Consider the following 21,958-nt stretch of genomic DNA (forward strand, 5'->3'; position numbering starts at 1 on the left):
CGCGGCCGGGCGGGGTCAGTTCGCGGGTTTCAGGGGCAGCAGGGCGCTGATACGGAAGCCTCCGCCCGGCCGCGGCCCCGCGTCCAGGGTGCCGCCGACCATGCCCACCCGCTCCCGCATGCCGATGAGGCCGTGGCCGCGGCCGTCCGCGCCGCCGTCCTCGTACAGCTCGTGCGAGGAGCCGCGGCCGTCGTCCTCGACCAGCAGGCCCAGCCCGTCGTCGAAGTAGACGAGCCGGACGCTGACGCCCGCCTCCGGGCCGCCGTGCTTGCGGGTGTTGGTCAGCGCCTCCTGCACGATGCGGTAGGCGGTGAGCTCCACCCCGCTCGGCAGCGGACGCGGTGTCCCCTCGACCCGGAAGTCGACCGCGAGACCGGCCTCGCGGACCTTCTCGACCAGGTCCTCGATCTGCCGTACGTCGGGCTGGGGGACGTACTCCCCGTTCTCCGGGCCGTCGCCGGTGCGCAGCACGCCCAGCAGGCGGCGCATCTCGGCGAGGGCCTGGCGGCCGGTACTGGAAATGGTCTCCAGGGCCTGCTTGGCCTGGTCGGGGGCGGCGTCCAGGACATAGGCGGCGCCGTCGGCCTGGACGACCATGACGGACACGTTGTGCGCGACGACGTCGTGCAGCTCCCGGGCGATCCGGGCGCGCTCGGCCGCCACCGCGACCTTCGCCTGCGCCTCGCGCTCCTTCTCCAGCCGGGTGGCACGCTCCTCCAGCTGGGCGAAGTAGGCCCGCCGGGTGCGTATCGAGTCGCCGAGGACCCAGGCGAGCACGAACGGCACGCTCATCACGATGGCGAAGAAGACCTGGCCCCCGCGGCCGGTCTCCTCCAGCGTCCAGCGGATCTGCGCCAGCGGCGCCGCGCAGATCCCGCCGACCAGGGCCAGCCGGGACGCCCAGCGCGGCCCGCCGTGCGCCGCCACGGTGTAGATGATCACCAGCATCGCGAAGTCGGCCGGCATCACCTCGATGTCCAGCACCAGTTGGGCCACACCCAGCACGGCGGTGAGCACCAGCATCCGCTCCGGCATCCGGCGGCGCAGGGCCACGACGGTGCTCAGCAGCGCGGCGATCCCGGCGGCGGCCCACCGGTCGCCGGTGGTGGCATCCGGTCCCCCGACCACCGACAGCAGGGTGAACCCGAGGAGCGCGACGGCCCAGAAGGTGTCGGTGCCCGTCGGGTGTCTGCGGATGAAGTCGTAGAGGCGCTGCACGCAACCAAGCGTAGGGACAGCGGATAGGTGCCGGAGTCAACCGGAGGGGCGATCCGTCTCTCGGACGCGTACTCCCCAAGGTGGAGACTGTGTGCGTGATGCATGCGACGGACGGGACGGCCGGCTGGCGGGCCGCGGCGGAGGCCGCGCTGTACGGGCCCGGAGGCTTCTACCACCGGCCCGAAGGACCCGCCGGACACTTCCGGACCTCCGTCCACGTCTCGCGGCAGGGCTCCGGACTCTTCGCCTCCGCCGTCGCCCGGCTGCTGGTCGCGACCGCCGGGGAGCACGGCCTCGACGAGCCCGCCCTGATCGACGTCGGCGCCGGGCGGGGCGAACTGCTCACCGGGGTGCTCGCCGCGCTGCCGCCCGGCTTCCGGGTGCGCGCCCACGCCGTGGAGCGGGCCGCCCGCCCGGGCGGGCTCGACCCGCGGATCGCCTGGCACACGGAGATCCCCCGCGGCGGGAGCGGGCTCCTCTTCGCGAACGAGTGGCTGGACAACGTGCCCGTGGACGTCGCCGAGGTCGACGAGGACGGCCGGCGCCGGCGCGTGCTGGTGGACCGGGACGGCGAGGAGCGCCTGGGCGGGGAGGTCGACGGGGCGGACGCGGCCTGGCTGGACCGCTGGTGGCCGCCGGCCGGTCCGGGGTCGCGGGCGGAGATCGGCCGGCCGCGCGACGAGGCGTGGGCCCGGGCGGCCGGGTCCCTGGCGGCCGGGCTGGCGGTGGCCGTGGACTACGCGCACACCGCCGTCGCGCGGCCCCCGTTCGGCACGCTGACCGGGTTCCGGGACGGCCGCGAGGTGCGCCCGGTCCCGGACGGGACGTGCGACCTCACGGCGCATGTCGCCCTGGACTCCTGCGCGGGCCCGGGCGCGCGGCTGGTGACCCAGCGGGAGGCGCTGCGGGAGCTGGGGGTGACGGGCGAGCGGCCCCCGCTCTCCCTCGCCTCGGCCGACCCGGCCGGGTACGTCCGGGCGCTGGCCCGCGCGGGCGAGGCGGCGGAGCTGACGGCCCGGGGCGGTCTCGGCGACTTCCTGTGGCTGATGCAGCCGGCGGGGCCCGGCGGCCCCGGTTCCGGTCCCGGTGGCTGACCCGGCCGGTGGGCCCCGGCGGCGGGCTCCGGTTCCGGTGGCTGACGGTGGCTGACGCGGCCCGTGGCACCCGGCGGCGGGCTCCGGCCGGGATACGTCCGGGCTACCGTGCTCTGACAGACTGGGCCGTATGACGGAGACCACGGTCGGCATCGGCGGTGCGGCGGAGAGCACGGACATGGTGCTCAACATCGGCCCCCAGCACCCCTCCACACACGGGGTGCTGCGCCTGCGGCTCGTTCTGGACGGCGAGCGGATCCGGCACGCCGAACCGGTCGTCGGATACATGCACCGCGGCGCCGAGAAGCTCTTCGAGGCGCGCGACTACCGCCAGATCGTGATGCTGGCCAACCGCCACGACTGGCTGTCCGCGTTCTCCAACGAGCTGGGCGTGGTCATGGCCGTCGAGCGGATGCTCGGCATGGAGGTCCCGGAGCGGGCGGTGTGGACGCGCACCCTCCTCGCCGAGCTGAACCGCGTGCTCAACCACCTGATGTTCCTGGGGTCCTACCCCCTCGAACTCGGCGGTATCACCCCGGTGTTCCACGCCTTCCGGGAACGGGAGGAGCTCCAGCACGTCATGGAGGAGATCTCCGGCGGGCGGATGCACTACATGTTCAACCGGGTCGGGGGCCTCAAGGAGGACCTGCCCGCCGGCTGGCTCGGCCGTACCCGCGCCACCGTCGCCGACGTCCGCTCGCGGATGGACGTCTACGACCGGCTGGTCCTCGGGAACGAGATCTTCCGGGGCCGCACCCGGGGCGTCGGCGTGCTGGCGCCGGAGGCGGTGCACGCGTACGGGGTGAGCGGCCCGGTGGCGCGCGCCTCGGGCGTCGACTTCGATCTTCGGCGGGACGAGCCGTACCTCGCGTACGGGGAGCTGCGGGACACCCTGAAGGTCGTCACCCGGTCCGAGGGGGACTGCCTGGCCCGGTTCGAGGTGCTGCTGGAGCAGACGCACAACGCCCTGGACCTGGCGGACGCGTGCCTGGACCGGATCGCCGCCCTGCCGCCCGGACCGGTCAACCAGCGGCTGCCCAAGGTGCTCAAGGCGCCCGAGGGGCACACCTACGCGTGGACCGAGAACCCGCTCGGGATCAACGGCTACTACCTGGTCTCCAAGGGCGAGAAGACCCCGTACCGGCTGAAGCTGCGCTCGGCCTCGTACAACAACATCCAGGCGCTGACGGTGCTGCTGCCGGGGACCCTGGTCGCCGACATGGTGGCCATCCTGGGGTCGCTCTTCTTCGTCGTCGGCGACATCGACAAATGACGCGGGCGCCCCGCGGGGCGCCCGTCCGGTGATCCGTCCACCACTGCCGGTGCCGCGGGCCGGGCGGCGGCACGAGGAGGTGTCCGGCGGATCAGGGCCGGACAGGACGCGGCGTCTGGTGCGGTGGATCGCAAGGCGCCGGGAGGCCTTCATAGCGGAGCTATTCAGGCATTGCGGCAACGCGGCGAGGTGCCGTGCCAGGCGTCGTGGCCCCGGCCAAGATCCACCGGACACCTCCTAGACCGGGCGCCCGGACCGCAGCTCCCGTCACGAGACCGCGTTGCGCAGCCGGGCCACGTCCAGCTGCTCCGTCTCGTCGTGCGCGGTCAGGTCGATGACCTTGCCGACCGCGCGGGAGTCCTTGGCACGCACCGCGGCGAGGGTCTCCTCGCCCACCACGTCGGCCAGGTCCTCGTCCTGCACCGCCTCGATGGCCTTCGGCTCGGGGCGTGCGGCGGGCAGGGCCTCCGGGGCACGGCGGGCCCGGGTGGGCTGCTCCGCGGGCGCCGCGTCGGCGGCCTCCGCCGGGGCGCCGGACGCGGCACCGGCCGCACCGTCCGCGCCGCCCGTGCCGAAGAAGTCGAAACCGCCCTCGGGGCGCTTCACCCGGGAACGCTGCGCGCCGTAGGGGACGATGGCCGAGGCCGCCGGGACGGGCCGCCGGGCGGGGAGGGCGGACGCCGGGCGGACGCGCTCCTCGGCCCCGGTGCCCGCCGCGTGCTTCCCCTGGGGCTCCTCCGCCTCCCGGGACCGCTCGGCGAGGTCACGGGCGCGTGCCTCCTCGACGGTGCGCCGGGCCTCCTGGGCCGCGGCGTTGCGCGGGAGGTCCCGCAGGGCCTCGGCCGCACGGGCGAACAGGGACGCCGTCGGCGCGGACCCGGCGGTCAGCTCCCGGGCGGGGGCGGCGGCCTCGATGGCGAGCTGCCGACGGCCCTCCAGCGCGCTGGCCCGCTCGGTCTCGGCGGTCGCGTACCGGCGCAGCAGGGCGGCGTGCTCCCCGCGCAGCCCGGCGAGTTCGACGCGCTTGGCCCGCAGCTTGGCGTCCAGCTTCATGCGCAGCTCGCGCGACTCGTCGATGTCCGCCTCGAGTTCGGCTATGCGCTCCTCGGTCTTCCACTGGTCGCTGGCCCGGGCGCGGGTGAGCTCCGCGACGCGGCGGCCCGCGCTCCGGTCCCAGCTGCGCATCAGGACCGCGCCGGTGACGGCGGCCCCGGCGGCGGCCGCGACCAGCAGGCGCAGCACCACCGCGTCCCCGGCCAGCCACGCGCCGGCAGCGCACAGCACCGACGCTCCGGCGACCGCCGAGGGCGGCAGCAGCTTGTGCAAGGGCGGGGAATGGCGGTGGCGTCCTCGTGGCATGGCCCGAAATTTACCGTGCGTAGGCGCGGAATGGGGTGTCGGCCTGGCAAATCTCTGGACGAGAACGGGAAACCGTCTCCGGCTCCGCCGGGCCGCCTGTCCCCTTCCTTCTCGAACGGCCCCTTTTACTTCTTGATCAGCCCCTTGGCGACGAGATACTCCCGGGCCGCGTCCTGCGGCTTGGCGCGCTCGGCGTCGACCTTGCGGTTCAGTCCGGCCAGGTCCTCGGTGGTCAGGACCTTGGTCAGGCCCCCGAGGACCTCGGCTATCTCCTTGTCGCCGGCGTCCTTCGCATTGACGACGGGCAGGACGTTGTCCGCGTTCTGGAGCTTCTTGTCGTCCTCCAGCAGAACGAGGTCGAAGCTCTCCAGGGTGGCGTCGGTCGTGGTGGTCAGGACGAGCTGGTCCTCCCCGTCCTGCACGGCCTGCTTGGCCTGCGGGGTGCCCACGCCCTTGGGGTCGATACCGGCGACGTCGATGCCGTACGTCTTCTTCAGGCCGGGCGCGCAGAACGGCCGCACCTCGCACTCGTCGCCCGCCGCGATCTTCACCGAGATCTTCGACTTCCCGAGATCCGAAAGGGTCTTGAGCTTGTTCTTCTCGGCGAATTCACGGGAGGTGGCGAAGGCGTTCTGGTCGACGGCGCCGCCCGCGTCCAGCACCTTCAGACCGAGCGGCTCGGCGAGCGCGGTCAGCCCCTTGACCGTGGCGTCCACATCACTGGAGGCGACGGGCTTCTCCTCGGGGGCCTTCGGGCCGTTCACCTTCGCGTTGAGGAATTCGGCGAGCGTCGCCGCGTATTCCGGGACGATGTCTATCTCGCCCTTCTCCAGGGCCGGTTCGTACAGTTCGCGGTTCTTGACCGTGGTGACCGAGGTCTTCCAGCCGGCGTCGTTCAGAAGCTGCGCGTACAGCTCGGCGAGGACCTTGGACTCCGTGAAGGCCGCGGCGCCGACGACCAGGGTGCCCTTGCCGCCGCCCGAGCCGGCCGACCCGGAACCGCCGCCCTCCTGCTGCTCCAGGCTGTCGCCGCCGCACGCGGTGAGAGAACCCGCGAGGGCCACCACACCGAGTACCGCGCCCGCGATGCGCGAGGTCTTGCTCATCAGGTTCTCCGTCCATGCGATCGATACAGCCGTGCAACCGATACAGCCGTGCGGCCAATACAGCGAACAGTCCGTCAGCGGGCCACGGCGGGCGCCCGCCCCGCCCGGCCCCCGGTGCCCCGCCGGCGCAGCGGGCCGAAGGCCCGGTCCGCGGCGATCAGCACCCCCTCCACCAGCAGCGCGAGCAGCGCCGCCAGCAGCGCGCCCGCCACCACCTGCGCGGTGTCGTAGGTGTTGAACCCCGCCGTGATGATCCGGCCCAGGCCCCCCTGCCCCACCATCGAGGCGATCGTCGCCGTGGCGACCACCTGCACGGCGGCCGACCGCAGCCCGGTCATCAGCAGCGGGTACGCCAGCGGCAGTTCGACCCGCAGGAAGACCTGGCCCCCCGACATGCCCATCCCCCGCGCGGCCTCCACCACCGCCCGGTCCACCTCCCGCATCCCGGTGTACGCGTTGGTCAGCAGCGGCGGCACGGCGAAGAGGACCAGGGCGATGATCGTCGGCAGATAGCCCGCGCTGCGCAGCGGTGTGAGCATGAACAGGGCGAGCACCGCGAACACCGGGATCGCCCGGCCCGCGTTGGAGATGTTGACCGCGAGCGCGCCGCCCTTGCCCAGATGCCCCAGCCACAGGGCTATGGGCAGCGCGATGGCGCAGGCCACCACCAGGGATACGCCGCTGACGAAGACATGCTCCCCCAGCCGCTGCCAGGCCCCGCCGTCCCCGGACCAGTTGGAGCCCGTGGTCAGCCAGGTCCACGCATCGGCCGGGACGCTCATCGGGCCCTCGCCTCCACCGCGCGTATTCGGGTCCAGGGGGTGAGCAGCCGCTGCGCACCCAGGAGCAGCAGATCCGCGACGGCGGCCAGCAGCACGCACAGCACGGACGCGGTCAGCACCTGTGCCTTGAAGGTGGTCTGGAGCCCGTCGTCGATGAGGTTGCCGAGCCCGCCCTTGCCCACCAGGGCGCCGACCGTGGTGAGCGCGATCGTCGACACCGTGGCGATCCGCACCCCGGCCATCAGCGCGGGCAGTGCCAGCGGCAGTTCGACCTCGACGAGCAGCCGCACCGGGCCGTACCCCATGCCGCGGGCGGCCTCGCGCGCCTCGGCGGGCACCGCCTCAAGACCGGCCAGGATGTTCCGCACCAGGATGGTGAGGGAGTAGAGCACCAGTCCGGTGACCACCAGCGCCGCCGACAGCCCGAACAGCGGCAGCAGCAGCGAGAACATGGCCAGCGACGGGATCGTGTAGAGCAGGGTCGTCAGCCCGAGCACCGGGCCGGAGAACCCCGGCCGGGCCCGCACCAGCAGGGCGAGGGGCAGCGCGACGGCGAGGCCGATCAGCACCGAGACGACCGTGATCCAGACGTGCTGGACCGTCGCCTCGGTCAGCTCCTCGCTCCGGCTGCGCAGATACTCGCCGCAGATCCAGTCGTTCGCCACGAGACAGCCGTCCGCGGCCCGTCGCAGTGCCACCCTCCCCACCTCCCCCCGGAATTCCCGACGCATGCCGAACACATGTCCGGCGATCTCCTGCGAGCCTAACCCCGGCCACTGACAATCGCCGAGGGCCACCACAGTCCGGCAACACGGCCTTCACACGCCGACCGGTCCACCAGCGCCGCACTGCCGTCAGAATGGGGAGTCATGATCCGGTTCGAGCACGTCACCAAGCGGTACGCGGACGGCACCACGGCTGTCGACGACCTGTCCTTCGAAGTCGCCGAGGGCGAACTGGTCACGCTGGTCGGCCCCTCGGGCTGCGGCAAGACCACCACCATGAAGATGGTCAACCGCCTCATAGAACCGACCGAGGGGCGCATATTCGTCGACGGACGCGACATCGCCGAAGTCGACCCGGTGAAACTCCGCCGCAGCATCGGCTACGTCATCCAGCAGGTCGGCCTCTTCCCGCACAAGACGGTCCTCGACAACACCGCCACCGTCCCGCACCTCCTCGGCACCGGCCGCGCGGGGGCCCGGGCCCGCGCCGCCGAACTCCTCGAACTCGTCGGCCTCGACCCGTCCGTGTACGGCGACCGCTACCCCGACCAGCTCTCCGGCGGCCAGCGCCAGCGCGTCGGCGTCGCCCGCGCCCTCGCCGCGGACCCGCCCGTGCTGCTGATGGACGAACCCTTCGGCGCGGTCGACCCGGTGGTGCGCGAGCACCTGCAGAACGAGTTCCTGAAACTCCAGTCCCAGGTGCGCAAGACCATCCTCTTCGTCACCCACGACATCGAGGAGGCCGTCCGGCTCGGCGACCGGATCGCCGTCTACGGCGACGGCCGCATCGAGCAGTTCGACGCCCCCGCCACCGTCCTCGGCGCCCCCGCCACCGACTATGTGGCCGACTTCGTCGGCGCGGACCGCGGCCTCAAGCGGCTCTCGGTCACCCCCGTCGAGGAGGGTGACCTCGAACAGCCCCCGGTCCTGCGCCTGGACGACCCCCTGCCGCGCTCGCTCGACGCCCGCTGGGCCGTGGTCCTGGACGCCGAGGGCGGGCTGCACGGCTGGATCTCCGCCGGACAGGCCCGCGGCACCGGCACGGTGCGCGACCGCGCCCGCCGCATGGACGCCCGGCTCCCGGTCGGGGCCTCCCTCAAGCAGGCGTTCTCCACGATGCTCCAGCACGACGCGGGCTGGGTCGCCGTGGTCGACCCCGAGGCGGAGGACCGTTTCCTCGGGGTGCTGACCCCCGCCCGTCTGCACACGGCCCTGCGCCGGTCCATCGACGCGGACGCGCAGGACGTGGCGCGGGCGGACGTGCGGCTGGAGTCCGTCACCAAGGACTGACCGGTTCCGGGCCGGGCCGCATCAACCGGGCCGGACCGGCCGGGCCCGGAGCCGCACGGACCGGGCCGGGCCGCGAGCGGGAACCGGACCGGGACCGGGCCCCGTCCCGAACCGGACCGGGACCGGAGGCGCGGACCGGAACCGGGCCCCGTCCCGAACCGGACCGCCCCCTGAACCACCCCCGGAGGGCGAAGCGGAACCGGAACCACCCCGTCGCCTTCGCCGAGAATTTCCCGGTTGCGGAGGAACCGGCCCCCGCCAAGCCCCGTCATAGAGGGCGCACATCGCCCGGACCGCACGATCCGAGGGACCGGGCGCAGGATCTCATCCACGGTCACGGGAAGCGATGTCAGCGACGCCAGGCGGGGACACCTCACCATCGAAGAAGCCGGACCCGGCGAAGCCGGCGTCTGCGCGGCCGACGCCCGCGCGGCCTGCCGGCGCCCCAGGACCCGGCACCCCGCGGGCGGGCGCGCCCCGGCGCGTCCCCGCCGCCCTGCGCCGCCTGCTGCGCGGCCCCCGCCCCGAGGCGGTCCCGGCCCTCGTCGGCACCGCCTGCACCGTCGTCGGCCTGCTCGACATCGCCGCGGGCGTCTTCCCCCGCTTCCGGCACAGCCGGATGCACACCGTCGCCGAGGTGCTGCCCGGGGCGCTCGGCCCCTTCGCCGCCGCCCTCTCCCTCAGCGCCGGCGTCCTGCTGCTCCTCCTCGCGCACGGCATCAAACGCCGCAAGCGCCGCGCCTGGCGGGCCGCCGTCATCCTGCTGCCCGCGGGCGCCGTCGCCCAGTTCGCCTACCGGCACTCGGCCCTCGGCGTCCTGTTCTCCCTGACCCTGCTCTGGCTGCTGCTGCGCCACCGCGACCAGTTCGCCGCCCTGCCCGACCCGCGCAGCCGCTGGCGCGCGCTGGCCAACTTCGTCTCGATGGGCGCCGGTTCCCTCGGTCTCGGCCTGCTGCTCGTCAGCACCCACCCCGGCCGGGTCGTGGGCAACCCCGGCCTCACCGACCGCCTGGAACACGTCCTGCTGGGCCTCTTCGGCTTCGAGGGGCCGCTGCGCTGGACCGGCAACGTCTCCTGGACCGTGGCCTACTCCCTCGGCGCCCTCGGCCTGCTGACCGCCGTCACCACCATCCACCTCGCCTTCCGCCCCGAACACCCCGCCGCCCGCCTCACCGGGGACGACGAGCGCCGGCTGCGGGAACTCCTCGCCGCGCACGGCGGCCGCGACTCCCTCGGCCACTTCGCCCTCCGCCGCGACAAGGCCGTCGTCTTCTCGCCCAGCGGCAAGGCCGCCGTCTGCTACCGCGTGGTGTCCGGGGTGATGCTCGCGAGCGGCGACCCCATCGGGGACGTCGAGGCCTGGCCCGGCGCGATCGAACGCTTCATGGACGAGGCCCGCGCCCACTCCTGGACCCCCGCGGTGATGGGCTGCTCCGAGACCGGCGGCGAGGTCTGGACCCGCGAGACCGGGCTCGACGCCCTGGAACTGGGCGACGAGGCGGTGGTGGACGTCGCGGATTTCTCCCTGTCCGGGCGCGCGATGCGCAACGTGCGGCAGATGGTCGGCCGCATCGAGCGCGGCGGGTACTCCACCCGCGTCCGCCGCGCCCGGGACGTGCCCGCTGACGAACTGGAGCGCATCCGCCGCGCCGCCGCCGACTGGCGGGGCACCGACACCGAACGCGGCTTCTCGATGGCCCTCGGCCGGATCGGCGACCCGGCCGACGGGGACGCGGTCATCGCCACCGCGCACCGCTCCGACGACGACGGACCGCACGGACCGCACCGCCCGCCCGGCCCCCGCGGTCACCACGGCCCGCAGGGCTCCCACAGCCCCCACGGCGACCTGAAGGCGGTCATCCACTTCGTCCCCTGGGGCCCCGACGGGATGTCCCTGGAGCTGATGCGCCGGGACCGCTCCGCCGACCCCGGTATGAACGAACTCCTGATCACCGCCGCCCTGAAGGCCGCCCCCGCCCTCGGCGTCACCCGTGTCTCGCTGAACTTCGCCATGTTCCGCTCCGCCCTCGCCCGCGGCGAACGGCTCGGCGCCGGACCGGTGCTGCGGCTCTGGCGGGGCCTGCTGGTCTTCCTCTCCCGCTGGTTCCAGATCGAGTCGCTCTACCGCTTCAACGCCAAGTTCCGGCCCCGCTGGGAGCCCCGCTTCGTCGTCTTCCGCAGCACCCGGGACCTGCCCCGCATCGGACTGGCCGCGATGCGCGCCGAGGGCTTCGTGAACGTCTCCTTCCCGAGGCCGTTCGCCCACCGCCGCCCGCCCCGGCCCGCCCGGCCCTGCGCCCACCTCACCCGCCTGGACGGCCCGGCAGGGTCCGGCCCCGGCTCCCGGCGCACCCGCGCGGCCTGAGACACCGCGCGCCTCCCGCGCGCCCCCGCACCACCTAGGCTGGAGACATGAAGACCTTGCGCGGACGGGGCACGGCCAGCGGCCTGCCGGAGTGGGACCGCTGTGCGGTCATGGGCGTGGTCAATGTGACGCCCGACTCCTTCTCCGACGGAGGCCGCTGGTTCGACACCGGCGCGGCGGTCAAGCGCGGGCTGGACCTGGTCGCCCAGGGCGCCGACCTCGTCGACGTCGGCGGCGAGTCCACCCGGCCCGGCGCCACCCGCGTCGACGAGGCCGAGGAGCTGCGCCGGGTCGTCCCCGTCGTACGCGGCCTCGCCGCCGAGGGGGTCGTCGTCTCGGTGGACACCATGCGCGCCTCCGTCGCCGAGCAGGCCGTCGCCGCCGGGGCCGTCCTCGTCAACGACGTCAGCGGGGGCCTCGCCGACCCCCGGATGGTGCCCGCGGTCGCCGGCTGCGGAGCCCCCTTCGTCGTCATGCACTGGCGCGGCTTCAGCGCCGACATGAACAGCCGCGCCGTGTACGGGGACGTCCTCGCCGAGGTCACCGCCGAACTGCGCGACCGGATCGACGCCGTCGTGGCCGGCGGCATCGCCCCCGAACGGCTCGTCGTCGACCCCGGGCTCGGCTTCGCCAAGAGCGCCGAGCACGACCTCGCCCTCCTCGCCGGCCTGGCCGAACTGCGCGCCCTGGGCCGCCCGCTGCTCGTCGCCGCCTCCCGGAAGCGCTTCCTCGGCCATGTCCTCGCCAAGGAGGGCGCCGCGCCCCCCGCCCGGGAGCGGGACGCCGCCACCGCCGCGGTCTCCGCCATCGCCGCCCACGAGGGCGCCTGGGCCGTCCGCGTCCACGAGGTCCGGGCCACCGCGGACGCGGTCCGCGTCGCCCGCGCCGTCGAGGGCGCCCGGTGAGCCCCGGCGCGAGCGACGCCGAGGAGGTCGAGAAAGCCAACACCGCCTTCTACGAGGCGATGGAACGCGGGGACTTCGACCGGCTCTCCGAGCTGTGGCTCGACGAGGGCATCTCCTGCGTCCACCCGGGCTGGCCCGTCCTCAGCGGCCGCGGCGAGGTGCTGCGCAGCTATGCGCTGATCATGGCCAACACCGAGTACATCCAGTTCTTCCTGACCGACGTCAAGGTGTCCGTCGCCGGTGACACCGCGCTCGTCACCTGCACCGAGAACATCCTCAGCGGCGGCCCCGCCGAGGAGGCGGGCGAACTGGGGCCCCTGGTGGGCCAGCTCGTGGTGGCCACCAATGTGTTCCGGCGCACACCCGACGGCTGGCGGGTCTGGTCCCACCACGGCTCCCCCGTCCTGGCGGAGACCGACTCCGACGAGGACGAGGACACCCCCGCGTAGCCCCCGCGCACAGGGCTCCGGCCGCCTCCCTGTGTCCTCGTAAGTCCCCCCGTAAGTGGGTATGGGCCCAGCGGGAGGTTCGCCCGGCCCTCCCCCCGGGTATGCGCGGATTCCACCGCACGGAGCCCCGCCGAGCACCCCGTGCGCAGGGGCCACCGGCACCCGCGGGTAGATTCGCCTGCGGGTCCGCGCCACCCGCACGTGGCGGGCGACCCGTCCGCCAGCAGAGAAAGCAGGAGTGATTCGCGTGGATCGTGTCGCGCTGCGCGGCCTCAAGGCCCGTGGACACCATGGCGTCTTCCCCCGGGAGCGGGAGGAGGGCCAGACGTTCATCGTCGACCTGGTGCTGGGGCTGGACACCCGCCCGGCGGCGGCCGACGACGACCTGGCGAAGACCGTGCACTACGGGGTGGTGGCGGAGGAGGTCGTCGCGGTCGTCGAGGGCGAACCGGTCGACCTGATCGAGACGCTGGCCGAGCGGATCGCCCGGCAGTGCCTCAAGCACGACGGCGTCGAGGAGGTCGAGGTGGTGGTGCACAAGCCGGACGCCCCGATCACGGTGCCCTTCGACGACGTGACCATCACGATCACCCGGAGCCGAGTATGAACCAGGCAGCCAGCGACCCGACCGTGCAGCCGGTGCCCACCTCCGTCGTGGCCCAGGTGGACGCCGCCGACAGCACGCTCTCCAACCCGAAGCAGGCCGTGATCTCCCTCGGGTCGAACCTCGGCAACCGCCTGGAGACCCTCCAGGGCGCCGTCGACCTCCTGGAGGACACCCCCGGCCTGCGGGTCAAGGCCGTCTCCCCCGTCTACGAGACCCGCCCCTGGGGCGTCGACCCGGACAGCCAGCCCTCGTACTTCAACGCGGTGGTCGTGATCCGGACGACGCTGCCGCCCTCCTCCCTGCTGGAGCGGGGACAGGCCATCGAGGAGGCGTTCGAGCGCGTCCGCGAGGAGCGCTGGGGACCGCGCACCATCGACGTGGACATCGTCTCCTACGCGGACGTGGTCTCCGACGACCCGGCCCTCACCCTGCCCCACCCGCGCGCCCACGAGCGGGCCTTCGTCCTCGCCCCCTGGCACGACGTGCAGCCGGAGGCCCAGCTCCCCGGCCGCGGCCCGGTGGCCGACCTGCTGGCCGGCGTCGGCGCCGAGGGCGTCGAGGCCCGCGGCGACCTGGAACTGCGACTGCCCGAGTAGTCGTTAGTCTCGTACGGAACGATCACCGGGGCGCCGAGCCCCGGTGCCATCCGATCGACGAAGGGCGGCTCGCCGCGGTGAAGCAACTACGGCTCGGGGTCCTGGCCGGTCTGTTCGCCGCGGCGGGCGTCCTGTCCTGGGGCGGCGCCCGCCTCTGGGACTCCTTCGGGACCCTGCCGAGCGTGCCGCTGGCCGCGCCCGTCGTCCTCGGCGTGATCGCCGCCGTCCTCGCGGCCACCGCCCTCTCCCTGCGCAACCGCCTCAAGGCCCAGCGCGAACGCCGCCCGGGCGCCAAGGGCGTCGAGCCCCTGATGGCCGCCCGCGCCGTGGTCTTCGGCCAGGCCAGCGCCCTGGTCGCCGCCCTGGTCAGCGGCATGTACGGCGGCACCGGCGTCTTCCTGCTCGGCTCCCTCGACATCCCGGCCCGCCGCGACCAGGCCATCTACGCCGGCTTCGCCGTCCTCGCCGGCATCGCGGTCGTCGCCGCCGCCCTCTACCTGGAGCGCGTCCTCAAACTCCCCGACGACAGCGACGACGACACCCCGGGCCCCACGGCCCCGACCACCTGACCCCGTCCACCTGCTCCGGCGCAGGCGCGCCGGTCAGCGCGCCATGATCAGGCTCATCGCCTCGTTGCGGGTCGCCACGTCACGAAGCTGACCGCGGACCGCCGAGGTGAGGGTCTTGGCGCCGGGCTTGCGGATGCCCCGCATCGACATGCACATGTGCTCGCACTCCACGACGACGATCACCCCGCGCGGCTCCAGGATCTCCATCAGCGAGTCGGCGATCTGCGTGGTGAGCCGCTCCTGGACCTGCGGGCGGCGGGCGTAGACGTCCACCAGCCGGGCCAGCTTCGACAGCCCGGTGATCTTGCCGGTGGTGGACGGGATGTACCCGACGTGCGCCACGCCCCGGAAGGGGACCAGATGATGCTCACACGTGCTGTAGACCTCGATGTCCTTCACGAGGACCATCTCGTCGTGTCCGAGGTCGAACGTGGTGGTCAGCACGTCCTCCGGCTGCTGCCACAGGCCCGCGAAGATCTCCCGGTACGCCCGCGCCACCCGCGCCGGGGTCTCGCGCAGCCCCTCGCGGTCGGGGTCCTCGCCGATGGCCAGGAGGAGTTCGCGTACCGCGTTCTCGGCCCGCTTCTCGTCGAACTCGGCGATCGAGCGCTCGCCGTCCAGCGTCACCGGGTCGGTCATCTGTGCCTCGTTCCTCTGTGCTCCGGCCGCGATCATATGAGGTCATATGAAATGCCGCGTCCCCCAGGCTAGAACCTGGGGGACGCGGCAGTCATTCCGGGGCGGCCTCGCGACCTGGGATCACGCCTCGGGGCGCTCCTCCGCGACGGGCTCGGCCGGGGTCTTGGTGATGTCGGTCACCGAGGGGGCGGAGCCGTTCGCCGCACCGTTCGTCAGGGCGAGCTCCTTGGGGGAGAGCACCGGCGGACGGGTGGAGGGGGTGCGCCGGGAGGAACCGGTCCACGCCGGGCGGGCCGGGCGCTTCACGATCGGGGCAAAGATCTCGGCGATCTCCTCCTTGCCCAGCGTCTCCTTCTCCAGGAGCTGGAGAACGAGGTTGTCGAGGACGTCGCGGTTCTCGACGAGGATCTCCCACGCCTCGTTGTGCGCGGCCTCGATGAGCTTCTTGACCTCGTCGTCGACCAGCGCGGCGACCTCTTCCGAGTAGTCGCGCTGGTGCGCCATCTCGCGGCCGAGGAAGGGCTCGCTGTTGTCGCCGCCGAACTTGATGGCGCCGAGCCGCTCGGTCATGCCGTACTGCGTGACCATAGCTCTGGCCGTGGCCGTCGCCTTCTCGATGTCGTTCGCCGCGCCGGTGGTCGGGTCGTGGAAGACGAGTTCCTCCGCGGCCCGGCCGCCCAGCATGTAGGCGAGCTGGTCGAGCATCTCGTTGCGCGTGGTCGAGTACTTGTCCTCGTCCGGGAGCACCATCGTGTAGCCGAGGGCCCGGCCGCGGGACAGGATCGTGATCTTGTGGACCGGGTCGGAGTTCGGTGAGGCCGCCGCGACCAGGGCGTGTCCGCCCTCGTGGTACGCGGTGATCTTCTTCTCCTTGTCGGACATGATCCGGGTCCGCTTCTGCGGGCCCGCCACGACGCGGTCGATCGCCTCGTCCAGCGAGTGGTTGTCGATCAGCTTCTTGTCGGTGCGCGCCGTGAGGAGCGCGGCCTCGTTGAGCACGTTCGACAGGTCGGCACCGGTGAAGCCGGGGGTCCGGCGGGCGACGGCGCCGAGGTCGACGTCCGGGGCGACCGGCTTGCCCTTCTGGTGGACCTTGAGGATCTCCAGCCGGCCCTGCATGTCGGGACGGTCGACGGCGATCTGCCGGTCGAAACGCCCCGGGCGCAGAAGCGCGGGGTCGAGGATGTCGGGGCGGTTGGTGGCGGCGATCAGGATGACGCCGCCCTTCACGTCGAACCCGTCCATCTCGACGAGGAGCTGGTTGAGGGTCTGCTCGCGCTCGTCGTGCCCGCCGCCGAGGCCCGCGCCGCGGTGCCGGCCGACGGCGTCGATCTCGTCGACGAAGACGATCGCCGGGGCGTTCGCCTTGGCCTGCTCGAAGAGGTCCCGGACCCGGGAGGCGCCGACGCCGACGAACATCTCGACGAAGTCGGAGCCGGAGATCGAGTAGAACGGCACGCCGGCCTCGCCCGCGACGGCGCGCGCGAGGAGGGTCTTGCCGGTGCCGGGCGGGCCGTAGAGCAGCACGCCCTTGGGGATCTTGGCGCCGACGGCCTGGAACTTCGCCGGCTCCTGGAGGAACTCCTTGATCTCGTGGAGCTCCTCGACCGCCTCGTCCGACCCGGCCACGTCGGCGAAGGTCGTCTTGGGGGTGTCCTTGGTGATGAGCTTGGCCTTGGACTTCCCGAAGTTCATGACCCGGGAGCCGCCGCCCTGCATCTGGTTCATCAGGAAGAGGAACACCACGACGATGAGGACGAAGGGCAGCAGGGAGAGGAGCACCGAGAGGAACGGACTCTGCCGCTCGGGCGAGACCGTGTAGCCCTTCTCGATCTCACCGGCCTCGAACTTCTCCTGCAGCTTGTCGGCCAGATCGACGCCCTGGGTGCCGATGTAGCTGGCCTGCACCTTGGTGCCGCCGTCTACCTTCTGGCCCTCCTTGAGCTCGATCTTGATGATCTGCTCGTCGCCAGTGGTCAGCTTTGCCTGCTTGACCTGGTTCCTGTCGATCGCCTGGACGACCTCGCCGGTGTCCACCGTCTTGTAGCCGCCGGACGAGCCGACGACCTGCATCAGCACGACCACGGCGAGGACGGCCAGCACGATCCACATGACCGGCCCACGGAAGTATCGCTTCACGTCCATCCATACGGAGCGAGAACGCCCCGTCCCTCCTGCCCGTAGGTTTGCCGCTGAGTGGGACTTCTTGTGTGACTGCTTATGTGACTGCTATGAGAAAAGACAACTGTTCCTCGGACGGTACCCCAGCATTGTCACAGGCGACCGCCTTCCCTTGCACCAACGGTGGAAAGGCGGGCTGGGTTCCCCAGCGTGCCTGTGGCCTCAGCCTCCGTAGACGTGCGGCGCGAGAGTGCCGACGAACGGGAGGTTGCGGTACTTCTCGGCGTAGTCGAGGCCGTAGCCGACGACGAACTCGTTCGGGATGTCGAAGCCGACCCACTTCACGTCGATCGCGACCTTGGCCGCGTCCGGCTTGCGCAGCAGGGTGCAGACCTCCAGGGACGCGGGTTCGCGCGATCCCAGGTTGGCCAGCAGCCACGACAGCGTCAGCCCGGAGTCGATGATGTCCTCGACGATCAGGACGTGCCGGCCCTTGATGTCGGTGTCGAGGTCCTTGAGGATCCGCACGACACCCGAGGACTGCGTGCCCGCTCCGTAGGAGGAGACGGCCATCCAGTCCATCGTGACGGGGGTGGCGAGCGCACGCGCCAGGTCCGCCATCACCATCACGGCGCCCTTGAGGACTCCGACGATGAGCAGGTCCTTGCCCGCGTACTCCGCGTCGATCTTCGCGGCCAGCTCTGCCAGCTTGGCGTCGATCTCTTCCTTGGTGATGAGCACCGACTGGAGGTCGTCGCCCATGTCCTTCTCGTTCACCCGCGTCGCTTTCTGTCTCGGCGGTTCACCCTTGCCGAATGACCAGTCTGCCACCCTGCCGGTGGACCTGGACCCGGCCGGGCAGATTGATGGCCCGCTGGCCGCGCCAGCCGGTGATCAGCCGGTCGACCTCCTCGACGTGGCGGGCGAAGAGGGAACCGGCCGGTGAGCCGGCGTCGATGACGGCCCGGCGCAGCACCCGGCGGCGGACGGCGGGCGGCAGCGCGAAGAGCTTGGCGCACTCCAGGCCGCCGTTCTCGTCGCGCACGGTGGCGGCGGCCTCGGCGGCCCAGCCGTCGAGGGCGTCGGCGTCGTCGCGGGAGAGCTGGGCGGTGCGGGCGAGGGCCTCGACGACCCCCTTGCCGAGCGCCTTCTCCAGGGCGGGCAGGCCCTCGTGGCGGAGCCGGGAGCGGGTGTAGGCGGGGTCGGAGTTGTGCGGGTCGTCCCAGACGGGGAGGGACTGGACCATGCACGCCTTGCGCGCGGTCTGGCGGTCGAGCTGGAGGAAGGGGCGGCGGTAGCGGCCGGCCGCCCCCGAGACGGCGGCCATCCCGGACAGGGAGCGGATGCCGGAGCCGCGGGCGAGGCCGAGGAGGACGGTCTCGGCCTGGTCGTCGCGGGTGTGGCCGAGGAGGACGGCGGCGGCGCCGAGGCGTTCGGCGGCCTCGTCGAGCGCGGCGTACCGGGCGTCGCGGGCGGCGGCCTCGGGGCCGCCCTCGCGGCCGACGCGCACGGCGGCGGACTCGACGGGGTCGAGGCCCATGGCGGTGAGGCGGGCGACGACCTCGGCGGCGCGCAGGTCGGAACCGTGCTGGAGGCCGTGGTCGACGGTGATGCCACCGGCGCGGACGGCGAGTTTGGGGGCCTCGAAGGCGAGGGCGGAGGCGAGGGCCATGGAGTCGGCGCCGCCGGAGCAGGCGACGAGGACGAGCGGGGTGCCGCCGCCGGGGGGTGCGGTGGCGGAGGCGGCCGGGGCGGCGGGGCGGGAGGCGCCGGCCGAGGCGCCCTGCACGGCCCGCCGGGCGTGCTGGGTGAGGACTTCGTGGAGTACGCGGCGGACCGCCAGGCGTATCGCCGCGACCGCAGGATGGGGACCCATGTCCGGTGCCCTTCGTGGAGTTCGGGAGGGGGTGTCTCGGCCGAGGCGGGAGGCGGCCGGCCGAGGGGCCGGCCGCTCGCATCGGTCACTCAGAGTGCGTCGATGGTGACAGAACCGAGCCAATACCCGAGCATTGCACGCCTATCCAACGCCCACGGTCCCTCGGACGGGTGATTGGAGGGGCGCTCCTGTGCCGCTCCTGTGCCGCTCCTGTGCCATCGGCGGACCGCCGTTTCCGGCACTGCTCCACGGTGCGCCCCCCGTGCCCCGCCGTGTGCGCCGCCCGCACCCGGGACGTCCTCCTAACCCGTGCGGTGCACCCGCGCGACCCAGTCCGCCGGCGCCGCGATCTCCGCCTTGGTCGGCAGTGTGTTCGGGGACGTCCAGACCCGGTTGAAGCCGTCCATGCCCACCTCCTCCACCACGGCCCGGACGAAGCGCTCGCCGTCGCGGTACTGGCGCAGCTTGGCGTCCAGGCCGAGGAGCTTGCGCAGCGCCAGGTCCAGCCGGCTCGCGCCGCGGGCCCTGCGCTGCTGGAACTTCTCCCGGATCTCCGCCACCGAGGGGACGACGTCCGGGCCGACGCCGTCCATCACGAAGTCCGCGTGCCCCTCCAGCAGGGACATCACGGCGGTGAGCCGGCCGAGGATCTCGCGCTGGGCGGGGGTCTGGACGACCTCCACCAGGGAGCGGCCCTCCTCCTCCTCGCCCTCGGGTCGGGCCCCGGCGAGGGACTGGGCGGCCTCCCGCAGGCGTTCCAGGACGGTCATCGGGTCGACGTCGGTCTCCGCGAGGAAGGCCTGGATCTCGCTCTCCAGGTGGTCGCGCAGCCAGGGCACACCGGTGAACTGGGTGCGGTGGGTCTCCTCGTGGAGGCAGACCCAGAGCCGGAAGTCGTGCGGGTCGACCTCGAGTTCGCGTTCCACGTGCACGATGTTGGGGGCGACGAGCAGCAGCCGGCCGCCGCCCCTGCCGTCCGGGCCGGGGTCGCCGGCGGGCAGGTCGCGGGTGTCCGGGGCGAAGGTCTCGTACTGGCCGAGGACCCGGGAGGCGAGGAACGACAGCAGCATGCCGAGTTCGACGCCGGTGACCTTGCCGCCCACCGCGCCCAGCACCGCGCCGCCCGGGGTTCCCGAGCGGCGCTCCTGCATCTTGTCGAGCAGGGGGCGCAGCAGTTCGCGGAAGCCGGCGACGTTCGCCCTGACCCAGCCGGCGCGGTCGACGACGAGGACCGGGGTGTCCCGGGGCCGTACGTCGTCGGGGATCATCCGGGTGAAGGCGCGCACATGTTCCTCGGACGCCTTGGCGTGCCGGCGCAGCTCGGCGACGACGGCGCGCGCCTCGTCCCGGCTCACGTCGGGACCGGGCCGCACGAAGCGGGTCGCGGTCGCCACGGCGAGGTTCCAGTCGACCATCTCGGCACCACCGATGCTCGTCATGCGTCAACCGTACGTTCTCGACCGGCGACGCACAGCGGTGCGGGCGTACCCGGGTGCGGGCGGGGCCGGACCCGGGGCCGTTCCGGGAACGGGTGTTCAGCCGGCGAGGGCGGCGGCGAGGCGGTCGAGGGCGGGGCGGGCCTCGGCGGCCGACCCGGTGCCGTTGGCGAGGAAGGCGAAGCCGATCAGGCGGCCGTCGGGGGTGGCGACCGTGCCCGCGAGGGAGTCCACGCCGCTGAGGGTGCCGGTCTTGGCGCGGACGAGGCCGGAGCCGGGGGACGTCTCGTCGTAGCGGGTGCCGAGGGTGCCGGTGAAGCCGGCGACGGGCAGGCCGGTGAGGACCGGGCGGAGCTCGGGGCGGTCGGGGTCGGCCGCGCGGGCGAGGAGGGCGGTGAGCAGTCCGGCGGAGACGCGGTCGCGGCGGTCGAGTCCGCTGCCGTCCGCGAAGCGGGCGCCCTCCAGCGGGAGGCCGAGGCGGCGGAGCCGGTCGGTGACGGCCTTCCCGGCGCCCGCGAAGTCGGCCTCGCGTCCGGTGGCGACGGCGGTCTGGCGGGCGAGGGACTCGGCGATGTCGTTGTCGCTGCTGGTCAGCATGCGCTCGACGACGGCGGAGAGCGGGGCGGAGAGCACCTGGGCGAGGGGGACGGCGCCCTCGGGGGCGCGGCCGGGGGCGGGGGTGCCGGTGACCCGCAGACCGCGTTCGCTGAGCAGGTCGGCGAAGACCCGGGCGGTCTCGCCGGCGGGGTCCTTGGTGCGGGTGGCGTCGCCGGTGGTCCGGGGGTCGTTGCGGCCCTGGTCGACCATGAGGGCGCTGACGGGGGCGAGGTTGCCGTTGGGGCCGATGGGGTGGAGGAGGGGGCCCGCGTACAGAGAGGTGTCGTGGGTCAGGCGGACGGCCTCGGTGCCGCGCTCGCGCAGGGCGGCGGCGGTGCGGTCGGCGAGGGTGGCGAGGCGGGCCCGGTCCAGGGTGGCGTCCCCGCCGCCGACGAGGGTGACCCGGTCGCCCTCGGGGGGCGCCGCCACGGTGGTGGGGATGCGGTGGTCGGGCCCGAGGGCGGAAAGGGCGGCGACGGCCGTGGCGATCTTGATGGTGGACGCGGGCGTCATCGGGGTGGCCGGGCCCTTGGCCCAGAGGCGTTCGCCGGTGGCGAGGTCGATGACGCTGGCGGTCGGCGCGGGGCCGAGTGCGGAGTCGCCGAGGAGGGGGCCGAGGGTGGCGGCGAGGCCGGCCGGGGGCCGGGCGGGGGCGTCGGCGGTGCGGGGGCCGGTGGTGCCGAGGGCGGCCAGCACCGGGGGCGCGCTGGGGGCGGCGGGCGTGCGCTCGCGGGCGGGGGGCTCGTGATGTGCGCCACCCGTGGGGGCCTGGGCCGCCGCCCACTGGCGCTCGGCCTTACGCTGACCGGTGTCCCAGGGTCCCGCCGCGGCCACCGCCCCGGCGGAGACGACGAGGCCGAGCGCCGCGGCACCCGTCGCGAGCTGCCACGTCCTGACCTTCGGCACCCCGCACCAGCCCCTTTCGCGATCACACCTCTGCGTGAGGGACAC

General features: G+C 73.4%; 20 protein-coding genes. 9 read left to right on the forward strand and 11 right to left on the reverse strand.

What is annotated here, in order from left to right:
• Positions 1 to 15: 15 nt before the first annotated feature.
• Entirely contained in the window at positions 16 to 1,218 is a 1,203-nt protein-coding gene (locus ABZ457_RS13445; RefSeq protein WP_359157253.1) for a sensor histidine kinase, read from the reverse strand.
• 98 nt (positions 1,219 to 1,316) lie between these two features.
• Here ABZ457_RS13445 and ABZ457_RS13450 point away from each other — a divergent pair, with 98 nt between their 5' ends.
• Together ABZ457_RS13450 and ABZ457_RS13455 are read left to right on the forward strand one after the other, a co-directional pair.
• Complete coding sequence (locus ABZ457_RS13450; protein ID WP_359157394.1) at positions 1,317 to 2,312, forward strand: SAM-dependent methyltransferase; 996 nt, start codon at positions 1,317 to 1,319, stop codon at positions 2,310 to 2,312.
• A gap of 130 nt (positions 2,313 to 2,442) precedes the next feature.
• Positions 2,443 to 3,585: an NADH-quinone oxidoreductase subunit D gene (locus ABZ457_RS13455; protein WP_359157256.1), complete on the forward strand. Its 1,143-nt coding sequence runs from the start codon at positions 2,443 to 2,445 to the stop codon at positions 3,583 to 3,585.
• A gap of 267 nt (positions 3,586 to 3,852) precedes the next feature.
• Here the strand turns inward: ABZ457_RS13455 and ABZ457_RS13460 are convergent, their stop codons facing one another.
• From ABZ457_RS13460 to ABZ457_RS13475, 4 genes are all read right to left on the reverse strand, one after another.
• Positions 3,853 to 4,944: a hypothetical protein gene (locus tag ABZ457_RS13460; protein WP_359157258.1), complete on the reverse strand. Its 1,092-nt coding sequence runs from the start codon at positions 4,942 to 4,944 to the stop codon at positions 3,853 to 3,855.
• Positions 4,945 to 5,069: 125 nt separating this feature from the next.
• The gene (locus tag ABZ457_RS13465) at positions 5,070 to 6,050 is read right to left on the reverse strand and encodes an ABC transporter substrate-binding protein (RefSeq protein WP_359157260.1); all 981 of its coding nucleotides are present in this window, start codon (positions 6,048 to 6,050) and stop codon (positions 5,070 to 5,072) included.
• 74 nt (positions 6,051 to 6,124) lie between these two features.
• Entirely contained in the window at positions 6,125 to 6,832 is a 708-nt protein-coding gene (locus ABZ457_RS13470; protein ID WP_359157262.1) for an ABC transporter permease, read from the reverse strand.
• On the reverse strand, positions 6,829 to 7,563 hold the full coding sequence (locus tag ABZ457_RS13475) for an ABC transporter permease (protein WP_359157264.1): 735 nt from the start codon (positions 7,561 to 7,563) through the stop codon (positions 6,829 to 6,831). Before ABZ457_RS13475 ends, ABZ457_RS13470 begins: the two co-directional genes overlap by 4 nt.
• A gap of 138 nt (positions 7,564 to 7,701) precedes the next feature.
• On the opposite strand from ABZ457_RS13475, the gene ABZ457_RS13480 reads away from it, so the two are divergent.
• From ABZ457_RS13480 to ABZ457_RS13510, 7 genes are all read left to right on the forward strand, one after another.
• Positions 7,702 to 8,847, forward strand: coding sequence for a betaine/proline/choline family ABC transporter ATP-binding protein (locus tag ABZ457_RS13480; RefSeq protein WP_359157266.1), 1,146 nt, complete (start codon positions 7,702 to 7,704; stop codon positions 8,845 to 8,847).
• 346 nt (positions 8,848 to 9,193) lie between these two features.
• The gene (locus ABZ457_RS13485; protein ID WP_359157268.1) at positions 9,194 to 11,212 is read left to right on the forward strand and encodes a phosphatidylglycerol lysyltransferase domain-containing protein; all 2,019 of its coding nucleotides are present in this window, start codon (positions 9,194 to 9,196) and stop codon (positions 11,210 to 11,212) included.
• Between the two features lie 47 nt (positions 11,213 to 11,259).
• Complete coding sequence (gene folP, locus ABZ457_RS13490; protein ID WP_359157271.1) at positions 11,260 to 12,117, forward strand: dihydropteroate synthase; 858 nt, start codon at positions 11,260 to 11,262, stop codon at positions 12,115 to 12,117.
• The gene (locus ABZ457_RS13495; protein WP_359157273.1) at positions 12,114 to 12,566 is read left to right on the forward strand and encodes a nuclear transport factor 2 family protein; all 453 of its coding nucleotides are present in this window, start codon (positions 12,114 to 12,116) and stop codon (positions 12,564 to 12,566) included. Before folP ends, ABZ457_RS13495 begins: the two co-directional genes overlap by 4 nt.
• A gap of 247 nt (positions 12,567 to 12,813) precedes the next feature.
• Entirely contained in the window at positions 12,814 to 13,173 is a 360-nt protein-coding gene (folB, locus tag ABZ457_RS13500; RefSeq protein ID WP_018850464.1) for a dihydroneopterin aldolase, read from the forward strand.
• Positions 13,170 to 13,769, forward strand: coding sequence for a 2-amino-4-hydroxy-6-hydroxymethyldihydropteridine diphosphokinase (folK, locus tag ABZ457_RS13505; RefSeq protein WP_359157276.1), 600 nt, complete (start codon positions 13,170 to 13,172; stop codon positions 13,767 to 13,769). The genes folB and folK overlap by 4 nt, the downstream gene beginning before the upstream one ends.
• A 77-nt stretch (positions 13,770 to 13,846) precedes the next feature.
• Complete coding sequence (locus tag ABZ457_RS13510) at positions 13,847 to 14,338, forward strand: DUF3180 domain-containing protein (RefSeq protein WP_359157279.1); 492 nt, start codon at positions 13,847 to 13,849, stop codon at positions 14,336 to 14,338.
• Positions 14,339 to 14,371: 33 nt separating this feature from the next.
• Here the strand turns inward: ABZ457_RS13510 and folE are convergent, their stop codons facing one another.
• The 6 genes from folE to dacB form a co-directional block, all read right to left on the reverse strand.
• On the reverse strand, positions 14,372 to 14,977 hold the full coding sequence (folE, locus tag ABZ457_RS13515; protein WP_359157281.1) for a GTP cyclohydrolase I FolE: 606 nt from the start codon (positions 14,975 to 14,977) through the stop codon (positions 14,372 to 14,374).
• Between the two features lie 120 nt (positions 14,978 to 15,097).
• Positions 15,098 to 17,122 (reverse strand): ATP-dependent zinc metalloprotease FtsH, encoded by a 2,025-nt coding sequence (ftsH, locus tag ABZ457_RS13520; protein WP_359157284.1) that lies wholly within the window; start codon positions 17,120 to 17,122, stop codon positions 15,098 to 15,100.
• A 198-nt stretch (positions 17,123 to 17,320) separates the two neighbouring features.
• On the reverse strand, positions 17,321 to 17,860 hold the full coding sequence (gene hpt / locus ABZ457_RS13525; RefSeq protein ID WP_037747325.1) for a hypoxanthine phosphoribosyltransferase: 540 nt from the start codon (positions 17,858 to 17,860) through the stop codon (positions 17,321 to 17,323).
• Between the two features lie 40 nt (positions 17,861 to 17,900).
• Positions 17,901 to 18,974: a tRNA lysidine(34) synthetase TilS gene (tilS, locus tag ABZ457_RS13530; protein WP_359157286.1), complete on the reverse strand. Its 1,074-nt coding sequence runs from the start codon at positions 18,972 to 18,974 to the stop codon at positions 17,901 to 17,903.
• A gap of 302 nt (positions 18,975 to 19,276) precedes the next feature.
• Entirely contained in the window at positions 19,277 to 20,413 is a 1,137-nt protein-coding gene (locus ABZ457_RS13535; protein WP_359157289.1) for a zinc-dependent metalloprotease, read from the reverse strand.
• A gap of 96 nt (positions 20,414 to 20,509) precedes the next feature.
• Positions 20,510 to 21,913 carry a D-alanyl-D-alanine carboxypeptidase/D-alanyl-D-alanine-endopeptidase gene (gene dacB / locus ABZ457_RS13540; protein WP_359157291.1) on the reverse strand — a complete coding sequence of 468 codons (1,404 nt, stop codon included), beginning with the start codon at positions 21,911 to 21,913 and terminating at the stop codon, positions 20,510 to 20,512.
• Positions 21,914 to 21,958 lie beyond the last annotated feature (45 nt).

Origin of the sequence: Streptomyces sp. NPDC005805, from assembly GCF_040630445.1 — a bacterium.
In the GTDB taxonomy this organism is placed as follows: Bacteria; Actinomycetota; Actinomycetes; order Streptomycetales; family Streptomycetaceae; genus Streptomyces.

Coding starts and splice junctions, on each gene's coding strand:
- ABZ457_RS13475 (WP_359157264.1), bottom strand. CDS start 7,563: ATGCGTCGGGAATTCCGGGGGGAGGTGGGGAGGGTGGCACTGCGACGG.
- folK (WP_359157276.1), top strand. CDS start 13,170: ATGAACCAGGCAGCCAGCGACCCGACCGTGCAGCCGGTGCCCACCTCC.
- ABZ457_RS13480 (WP_359157266.1), top strand. CDS start 7,702: ATGATCCGGTTCGAGCACGTCACCAAGCGGTACGCGGACGGCACCACG.
- tilS (WP_359157286.1), bottom strand. CDS start 18,974: ATGGGTCCCCATCCTGCGGTCGCGGCGATACGCCTGGCGGTCCGCCGC.
- ABZ457_RS13485 (WP_359157268.1), top strand. CDS start 9,194: ATGTCAGCGACGCCAGGCGGGGACACCTCACCATCGAAGAAGCCGGAC.
- ftsH (WP_359157284.1), bottom strand. CDS start 17,122: ATGGACGTGAAGCGATACTTCCGTGGGCCGGTCATGTGGATCGTGCTG.
- ABZ457_RS13460 (WP_359157258.1), bottom strand. CDS start 4,944: ATGCCACGAGGACGCCACCGCCATTCCCCGCCCTTGCACAAGCTGCTG.
- folP (WP_359157271.1), top strand. CDS start 11,260: ATGAAGACCTTGCGCGGACGGGGCACGGCCAGCGGCCTGCCGGAGTGG.
- ABZ457_RS13455 (WP_359157256.1), top strand. CDS start 2,443: ATGACGGAGACCACGGTCGGCATCGGCGGTGCGGCGGAGAGCACGGAC.
- folE (WP_359157281.1), bottom strand. CDS start 14,977: ATGACCGACCCGGTGACGCTGGACGGCGAGCGCTCGATCGCCGAGTTC.
- hpt (WP_037747325.1), bottom strand. CDS start 17,860: ATGGGCGACGACCTCCAGTCGGTGCTCATCACCAAGGAAGAGATCGAC.
- ABZ457_RS13535 (WP_359157289.1), bottom strand. CDS start 20,413: ATGACGAGCATCGGTGGTGCCGAGATGGTCGACTGGAACCTCGCCGTG.
- ABZ457_RS13470 (WP_359157262.1), bottom strand. CDS start 6,832: ATGAGCGTCCCGGCCGATGCGTGGACCTGGCTGACCACGGGCTCCAAC.
- ABZ457_RS13465 (WP_359157260.1), bottom strand. CDS start 6,050: ATGAGCAAGACCTCGCGCATCGCGGGCGCGGTACTCGGTGTGGTGGCC.
- ABZ457_RS13450 (WP_359157394.1), top strand. CDS start 1,317: ATGCATGCGACGGACGGGACGGCCGGCTGGCGGGCCGCGGCGGAGGCC.